The organism is Mycobacterium sp. (assembly GCF_019243155.1).
Lineage (GTDB): Bacteria > Actinomycetota > Actinomycetes > Mycobacteriales > Mycobacteriaceae > Mycobacterium.
The window spans coordinates 1-7,920 of the sequence record NZ_JAFAUS010000439.1 but is presented as its reverse complement, the minus strand read 5'-3'; the positions used below and the strand labels follow the sequence as shown (position 1 = coordinate 7,920).

Annotated in this window: 8 protein-coding genes; 3 read left to right on the top strand and 5 right to left on the bottom strand. The window is 67.5% G+C overall.

Features of this window, described 5'->3' with window-relative positions; translation table 11 throughout:
• Together JOZ00_RS22710 and JOZ00_RS22705 are read right to left on the bottom strand one after the other, a co-directional pair.
• The coding region (locus JOZ00_RS22710; protein WP_293348361.1) for an acyl-CoA dehydrogenase family protein at positions 1–912 on the bottom strand (912 nt) is incomplete at its 3' end.
• 7 nt (positions 913–919) lie between these two features.
• Positions 920–2,110 carry a lipid-transfer protein gene (locus JOZ00_RS22705; RefSeq protein WP_293348358.1) on the bottom strand — a complete coding sequence of 397 codons (1,191 nt, stop codon included), beginning with the start codon at positions 2,108–2,110 and terminating at the stop codon, positions 920–922.
• Between the two features lie 177 nt (positions 2,111–2,287).
• Between JOZ00_RS22705 and JOZ00_RS22700 the strand changes: the two genes are divergently transcribed.
• Positions 2,288–3,103 carry an SHOCT domain-containing protein gene (locus JOZ00_RS22700; protein WP_293348355.1) on the top strand — a complete coding sequence of 272 codons (816 nt, stop codon included), beginning with the start codon at positions 2,288–2,290 and terminating at the stop codon, positions 3,101–3,103.
• A gap of 5 nt (positions 3,104–3,108) precedes the next feature.
• Here JOZ00_RS22700 and truB read toward each other — a convergent pair whose 3' ends face one another.
• The 3 genes from truB to JOZ00_RS22685 are packed head-to-tail and all read right to left on the bottom strand — an operon-like array spanning position 3,109 to position 5,683.
• Positions 3,109–4,014, bottom strand: a complete 906-nt coding sequence (gene truB / locus JOZ00_RS22695) for a tRNA pseudouridine(55) synthase TruB (RefSeq protein ID WP_293348352.1) — start codon at positions 4,012–4,014, stop codon at positions 3,109–3,111.
• Positions 4,011–4,697: a 4'-phosphopantetheinyl transferase gene (locus tag JOZ00_RS22690; protein WP_293348349.1), complete on the bottom strand. Its 687-nt coding sequence runs from the start codon at positions 4,695–4,697 to the stop codon at positions 4,011–4,013. The genes truB and JOZ00_RS22690 overlap by 4 nt, the downstream gene beginning before the upstream one ends.
• Entirely contained in the window at positions 4,694–5,683 is a 990-nt protein-coding gene (locus tag JOZ00_RS22685) for a metallophosphoesterase (protein WP_293348346.1), read from the bottom strand. Before JOZ00_RS22685 ends, JOZ00_RS22690 begins: the two co-directional genes overlap by 4 nt.
• Positions 5,684–5,836: 153 nt before the next feature.
• On the opposite strand from JOZ00_RS22685, the gene JOZ00_RS22680 reads away from it, so the two are divergent.
• Both JOZ00_RS22680 and JOZ00_RS22675 read left to right on the top strand, forming a co-directional pair.
• Positions 5,837–6,421 carry a DUF3558 domain-containing protein gene (locus JOZ00_RS22680; protein WP_293348343.1) on the top strand — a complete coding sequence of 195 codons (585 nt, stop codon included), beginning with the start codon at positions 5,837–5,839 and terminating at the stop codon, positions 6,419–6,421.
• 83 nt (positions 6,422–6,504) lie between these two features.
• Positions 6,505–7,920, top strand: a 1,416-nt coding sequence (locus tag JOZ00_RS22675) for a CocE/NonD family hydrolase (RefSeq protein ID WP_293348364.1), incomplete at its 3' end; no start/stop codon positions are given.

Below are 7,920 nucleotides of genomic sequence, written 5' to 3'. Positions count from 1 at the left end.
ATCCACACACAGCCGGTGGCATTCGTTGATGATGCCCAGCGCCATCATCGCGATGCCGATGCGTTCGGCGGCGAAATTGTCGCGGGCGCTCTCGCGGCCGTCGCCGCCGCCGTGCTGTTCGCTCTCGCCGAGCAGCCGGTCCGGGGTGAGTCGCACGTTGTCGAAGAACAGCTCGCCGGTCGGCGAGGACATCATGCCCATCTTCTTGAACGGCTTGCCCTGCGTCAGCCCCGGCATGCCGGAGTCGAGGACGAAGATCAGCACCGGGCGGTTCCGTGTATCGACCTTTTGGTCCGGACCTGCGTCGCCGTCGTCGAGTTTGGCGTACACGATCAGAACATCGGCGTAGGGACCGTTGGTGATGAACGTCTTCTGCCCGTTGAGGATGTAATCCGCCCCGTCGCGCTTGACGTAGGTCTTCATGCCGCCGAACGCATCTGAGCCGGAGTCCGGCTCGGTGATCGCCCACGCCGCGATCTTCTCCAGCGTCATCAGCTCCGGCAGCCAACGTTCCTTCTGCGCCAGCGTGCCGCGACTCATGATGGTCGCCGCGCCCAGACCAAGGCTGACGGACGCGGTGCTCAGCAACCCGATGCTGACGGTGGCGAGTTCGGACACCAGCACCGCGATCATCGACCCCTGGCCGACCAAACCGCCTGCGCCGTCCGACTTTTCGTCCTGCTCGTCGGGTGCGGGGGTCCCGTTCTGTTTGGCGCGCTCGCGGTCCAGCATCTTCTTGACCGATTCGGCGGCCAGCGCATCGAGCCCGAACTGACTGAACAGCTTGCGCACGATCGGATAGGGCGACAGCGCGCCCGTCTCCAATTCGTCGAGGTTCGGGCGAATCTCCCTGTCGATGAACTGACGGACGGCGTCGCGAACCATCAGGTCGGTGTCCGACCACTCGATCATGGCGTCCTTAACGCTCGGCGCGCTGGTAGGCCGTGACGACGGCGGCGCCACCGAGCCCGATGTTGTGCTGCAGTGCGGCGGTGACGTTGTCGACCTGACGCTTGTCCGCCGTGCCGCGCAGCTGCCAGGTCAGTTCGGCGCACTGCGCCAGCCCGGTCGCACCCAGCGGGTGGCCCTTGGAGATCAGGCCGCCGGAGGGGTTGACCACCCAGCGTCCGCCGTAGGTGGTGTCGCCGTTGTCGATCAGCTTGGGCGCCTCGCCCGGGGCGCACAGACCCAGCGCCTCGTACAGCAGCAGTTCGTTGGCCGAGAAGCAGTCGTGCAGCTCGATGACCTGAAAGTCCTGCGGCCCGAGCCCCGACTGGTCGTAAACCTTCTGTGCCGCTTGCACATTCATGTCATAGCCGATGAGGTTCTTGGCGCTGCCGTCGAAGGTCGACGCGAAGTCGGTGGTCATCGCCTGGCCGACCACCTCGACCGCCTGGCCCGCCAACCCGTGGCTGTCGACGAACTTCTCGCTGGCCAGGATCGCCGCGCCGGAGCCGTCGGAGGTCGGCGAACACTGCAGCTTGGTCAGCGGGTCCGAGATCATCCGGGCCGCCAGGATGTCATCGAGCGTGTAGGACTCCTGGAACTGCGCGAACGGGTTGTTGACGGAGTGCTTGTGGTTCTTGTAGCCGATCTTGGCGAAATGCTCTGCGGTGCTGCCGTATTGCTTCATGTGCTCGCGGCCGGCCGCGCCGAACATCCACGGCGCGACGGGCATCGCGAACTCGTCGATCTCGGCCATCGCCTTGACGTGCTTGCCCATCGGCGATTCCCGGTCCTGGGCTCCCCCGCCCAGCGAGCCGGGTTGCATCTTCTCGAAGCCGAGCGCGATGGCGCAGTCGACGATTCCGCCGCGGATCGCCTGGGCCGCCAGGAAAAGCGCCGTCGAGCCCGTCGAGCAGTTGTTGTTGACGTTGACGACGGGGATGCCGGTCATGCCCAACTCGTAGAGCGCCCGCTGCCCGGACGTCGAATCGCCGGCGACATAGCCGACGTAGCCCTGCTCCACCTCGCGGTAGTCGATGCCGGCGTCGGCCAGCGCGTTGGTCCCCGACTCCCTAGCCATGTCCGGGTAGTCCCAGCCCTCGCGGCGGCCCGGCTTTTCGAACTTCGTCATGCCGACGCCGACGACGTAAACCTTGTTGGACATGGGACACCTTCTTCGGCCTAGGTTTTTTGACACCTGTCTAGTCGGCAGCTTAGCCGTGCGGCGATCGCGCCCGGAACCCCCACTTCTCCCGATGCTTCTCTCAATGCTTCTCTCAATGCTGGGCGCGCGTTGCTTGCGTAGGCTCTAAGCGACACCCACGACGAAAGACTCACGACTATGAAGGCAACGGTCACACCCGAAGCCGAGTACGCGATCGCCGACATCGCCCACCGTCACGGGCTCTCCCGCGAAGCTGTGCTGGCGATGCTGTTCGCCATGCACGCCGGCGGCGGCACCATGGCCCAGTTCGACATCCCCGAACTCGGCGGCTCCGGGCAGTGGATGCGCGGCGGGATGACGATGGTCGGCAACATGTTCGACAACGCGCTCAAGGCGCGCGTGGATGCGCTGTGCAACGAGCTGACCCAATTGCTCGCCACCACCACGGTGTTTCCCGCCGGGGCCCAGGCCTCCGGGTACGCCCAACACGGGTTCACCGCGGGCAACTGGTGGCCGGCCGACCTGGGCGTGCCCAGCTCGGCGGGCGGGCAGAACGACGCCCGCTACGCGATCTTCCCGAGCACTCGGCGACTGGCCATCCAGATCAACGGCGTCACAAGGGTTTTCGACACCGGCGAGCACCAGATCGGTGGCGTGCAACAGCAGCAGGGCGGCGGATACGGCTCGGCGAGCTTCACCAGCCAGTTCGGCACGTTCGACGTGTCGAGCCTGCACGAACTGGGTTCGCGGCACGTGGCCGAGACTCCCGCGGCCGCACCCGCCCCGCAGTATCAGTCGCAGTATCAATCGCACCCGGCCCCGCAGTCCGCGCCCCCGCCGCAGGCACCGCCACCGCCGGCGGCGTCCCCGGCCCCGGTGGATCCCACCACCATCGTCGCGGCCATCGAGTCGCTGGCCGGGTTGCACGAGCGCGGCATCCTCTCCGACGAGGAATTCGGGGCGAAGAAGGCCGAACTGCTCGGCCGGCTGTAGATCCGCTACAGCGTCGAGGGGCGGATCACCACCACCGACTTGGTCCGCGCGCCCTCGTCGCGCAGCAGCGCCATCACCCGCCCCGCGGAATCGCAAGCGGCATAGATACCGTCGATGCCGGCCGGGGAAAGGCTCCGCCCGTTGCTTGCCGCGTCGGCCTCCTCGTCGGTCAGGTCGTGGCGTTCAAAGATCAGCAGGCAGGCCTCGTCGAGAGTCATGCTCAGCGCGGGGCGCTCCGCCAGGTCATCGAGCGGGCGGGCGTGGCCCAGCTCGAAACGGCCGACGCGGGTGCGGCGCAACGACGTCAGATGCCCACCCACCGAAAGCGCGGCGCCGAGATCGCGGGCCAGCGCGCGAATGTAGGTTCCCGACGAACAGTCCACCTCGACGTCGAGGTCGACCAGCCCGTCGTGGGTGCGGGCGGCAAGCACCTCGAAACGGTCGATGCGCACCGGCCTGGGCTCGAGTTCGACCGTCTGGCCCTCACGCACCAGGCGGTACGCGCGCCGGCCGCCCACCTTGACCGCGCTGACCGACGACGGCACCTGCTCGATGTCGCCGCGCAGCCCGTCGACCGCGGCGGCGATCTCCTCGTTCGTCAGGTGCTCGGCCGGGACGCTGGACAGCAGTTCGCCCTCGGCGTCCTCGGTGGAAGTGGTCTGGCCCAGGCGGATCGTGGCGGCATACGACTTCGACGCCGCCGTCAACAGACCCAGGATCTTGGTCGCGCGGTCAACGCCGACGACGAGCACGCCGGTCGCCATCGGGTCCAGGGTCCCGGCGTGACCCACCCGGCGGGTGGCGAATATCCGGCGGCAACGCGACACCACGTCATGGCTCGTCATCCCCGCGGGCTTGTCGACGACGACCAATCCCGGACCAAACCGCGGCCCGCCAGGGCTTGCGCTCATAGCACGATCGCGGTCAGCACCAGCCCGCGCTCGACCGACCAGCGGCCGGCGAGCGTGGTCAGCGGCGGACCGGACAGCGCCTCCGGATCGATGAGAATCCGGGACACGAAACTGCCCGTCACCGACCCGGGCCCGTCGGCCTCTAAGGTGATGTGCGCGTCCTCGAAGCCCAGCCATCTCTTGGTCAGCGGGAACCACGCCTTGTACGTTGCTTCCTTGGCGCAGAAGAGGATACGGTCCCAATGCAGTCCCGCCGAAAGCTTCTGCGGGATCTCGCCGCGCTCCTCGGGCAGGCTGATTGCGTCCAGCACACCGTTGGGCAGCACGTCGTGCGGTTCGGCGTCGATGCCCACCGACCGCACCTCGCCGGTGCGCCCCACCACCGCGCCGCGGTAGCCCGTGCAGTGCGTGAGGCTGCCCACCACCCCTTCGGGCCAGCAAGGTTCTCCCTTGTCGCCCTTGAGGATTGGCGCGGGCGGGAGGCCAAGCCGGCCCAACGCGATCCGGGCGCAGTGCCGGACCGTGATGAACTCGTTGCGGCGCTTGGCCACCGACTTGGCGATCAACGGCTCTTCTTCGGGCAGCGGCGTCAGGCCGGGCGGGTCGTCGTACACCTCCGAATAGGCCAGGCCCGACGAACCCTGCGCAGGCAGCACCGAGGAGACCAGCATCTGTCCCGTCACCGTGATTGCCGCTGCCGCAACCGTTCCCGGAACTGCGTGGCCTGCTGCCGCATCTCGGGAGTGATCTGGAAGTGGCCGCCGAAATCGTTGAGGTAGCCCGGCGCGTACTTCGGATCCGGCAGCACCTGACGCAGCCAGTGATAGGGCTTGCGGCGCCGCCACTCTCGCGGATAACCCACCGACACCTCCTCGAAGCGCACGTCGTCGTACCACGTGGTGCGCGGGATGTGCAGGTGGCCGTAGACCGAGCAGATGGCGTTGTAACGGGTGTGCCAATCGGCGGTCTTGGTGGTGCCGCACCACAGCGAGAACTCGGGGTAGAACAACGCATCGCAGGGATCGCGAACCAGCGGAAAGTGGTTCACCAGGACGGTCGGCGTCATCCAGTCCAGCTGCTCGAGACGGTCCCGGGTGATCGCCAGGCGCTCCCGGCACCAGGCTTCGCGGGTGGGATACGGCTCGGACGAGAGCAGGTACTCGTCGGTGGCGACCACGTTGCGATCCCGCGCGATGGCCAGGCCTTCGGCTTTGCTCGTGGCGCCGTCGGGCAAGAAGCTGTAGTCGTACAGCAGGAACATCGGCACGATCGTGGCCGGGCCGCCGCGCTCGTTCCACACCGGGAAGGGATGCTCCGGCGTGACCACACCCATCTCATCGCACATGTTGACCAGGTAGTCGTAGCGCGCCTTTCCGAAGATCTGCACGGGGTCCCGCGTCGTCGTCCACAGCTCGTGGTTGCCCGGCACCCAGATCACCTTGGCGAAGCGCCGTCGCAGCACGTCAAGGGCCCACCGGATCTCGTCTGTGCGCTCGGCGACATCGCCGGCGACGATCAGCCAGTCATCCGGCGACGACGGGTGCAGCGACTCGGTGATCGGCTTGTTGCCCAGGTGACCGGTGTGCAGGTCGGACACCGCCCACAACGTCGGTTGCCCGCCATTCTGGGAATCCTTGTGGGATTCCTGGTGCGATGCTTTCCCGGTCACGATTGACCACGATAACGAAACGCGCGAATGACCTCGGTTTCAGCCGGGTTCTCCGGTGGGGTGAATTAGAACAAGTTCCTGTTGCCCTGTGACGCCTTATGGACGACTTGTACACTCCCCCGCAAGGGACCGCCGAGGCGTCAGGGGGTTTGAGTGTTCGCCAGTGTGCGTCTGTTGGGGGCGCTTGGTGCACTGCTCACAGCGGTCGTCGTGGGCACGGCGGGCTGGCATGGCGCCGCGCCCTCGCCGTCCGGCCTTAGGCCCGTTGACCTGCGATCGACGGCCCAACCGATGGAAACCACGATGAAGAGCCCGATCGTGGCGACCACCGACCCGCGCCCGTTCGACGCGTGTGAGGACATCCCGTTCGATGCCTTGCAGCGGCTCGGGTTGGCCTTCACACCGCCCGAGCATGAAGACGGCCTTCGGTGCCACTTCGACGCGGGCAACTACCAGCTGGCCGTCGAGCCGATCATCTGGCGCACCTATGAGCAGTCGCTGCCGCCCGACGCCGTCGAGACGACCATCGCCGGTCACCGCGCCGCGCAGTACTGGGTGATGAAGCCGACGTATCACAACAGCTACTGGTTCTTCTCGTGCATGGTCGCCTTCAAGACCAGCTACGGGGTGCTGCAGCAGGCGCTATACTACTCGGCGGTCTATTCCAACCCCGAGGTCGACTGCATGTCGACCAACGCGGCGCGGGCCAACGACCTGGCGCCGTACTACAAGTTCTAGGCCGGACCGCGTCTTAACCTGGGACCGTGAGTATCACTAGGCCGCTGCCCACCATCCGCTCCGCGCAACCCGCCCTACACACGATGCGACACCTGGGCGCCAAGGCGCTCGGCCGCGCGCTGGGTCTGCGGCCGGCGAGCACCGACTACACCGTGGACCGCGTGCTCGTGCCGATGCGCGACGGGGTTCACCTGGTAGCCGATCACTACGCGCCCACCACGTCCACGCCGCTCGGCACGCTGCTGGTGCGCGGCCCCTACGGGCGTGGGTTTCCCTTTTCTCTGGTGTACGCCCAGCTGTATGCGGCCCGCGGCTACCACGTCGTGTTCCAGAGCGTTCGCGGAACGTTCGGGTCGGGCGGAGAGTTCGAGCCGATGGTCAATGAGGCCGCCGACGGCGTCGACACCGTCGCCTGGCTGCGTGAACAGCCTTGGTTCACCGGACGATTCGCCACCATCGGGCTGTCGTATCTGGGCTACACCCAGTGGGCCCTGCTGGCGGATCCCCCACCGGAACTGGCCGCGGCCGTCATCACCGTCGGCCCGCACGATTTCAACGCCGCGGTGTGGAGCACCGGCGCGTTCACGAACGATTTCCTGGGCTGGAGCGACATGGTGGCGCGCCAGGAGGACCCGGTCCGCATCCGGTCCGGGGTCCGCCAGCTGCTGGCTCCCCGCAAGGTCGAGCGGGCGGCCGCCGGATTGCCGTTCGGTGAGTCGGCCCGAGCGCTGCTGGGCACCGGTGCGCCGTGGTTCGAGGCGTGGGTCGAGCACCCGGGCGAAGACGACCCGTTCTGGGAGCGGCTGCGCTACGGGGCCGCGCTGGACCGCGTCCAGGCGCCGGTCCTGCTGATCGGTGGCTGGCAGGACATCTTTGCGCAGCAGACGCTGCAGCAGTACGCGCACCTGCGTGGTCGCGGCACAGACGTCGCTCTGACGGTCGGGCCCTGGACGCACACCCAGCTGCTCAGCAAGGGACTGGCCATCGCCATGCACGACACCCTGGACTGGCTGGACACCCACCTGGGCGGGGCAGACCCCAAGCGCCCCAACAGAGTTCACGTGTGCGTCACCGGTCAGGGGTGGCACAACGTGGCGGACTGGCCGCCCGCCACCACCGAGCGCTCGCTGTACCTGCGGCCCGGCGGCTACCTGGACGAGATCCCACCGGCGGACCTCACGAAGGTCACCCCGGCTACCGTCCGCTACGACCCGGCCGACCCGACCCCCACCACCGGCGGTCCCCTGCTGACCACCAACGGCGGTTACCGCGACGACAGCCGGCTCGCCCTGCGCGACGACGTGCTCGCGTTCACCAGCGCGACCCTCACCCATGACCTGTGCGCGTACGGGAGTCCCGTCGTCGAGCTGGCGCACAGTTCGGACAATCCGAACGTCGACCTGTTCGTCCGCGTCAGCGAGGTCGACGCGAAAGGCCGCTCCCGCAACGTCACTGACGGCTACAAGCGACTGAACTCCGCGCAGAAGTCCCGCAAGCCC

Bases quoted from the DNA above. Each gene is read 5' to 3' on its own strand.
- JOZ00_RS22705 (WP_293348358.1), bottom strand. From the start codon at position 2,110: ATGTCCAACAAGGTTTACGTCGTCGGCGTCGGCATGACGAAGTTCGAA.
- JOZ00_RS22700 (WP_293348355.1), top strand. From the start codon at position 2,288: ATGAAGGCAACGGTCACACCCGAAGCCGAGTACGCGATCGCCGACATC.
- truB (WP_293348352.1), bottom strand. From the start codon at position 4,014: ATGAGCGCAAGCCCTGGCGGGCCGCGGTTTGGTCCGGGATTGGTCGTC.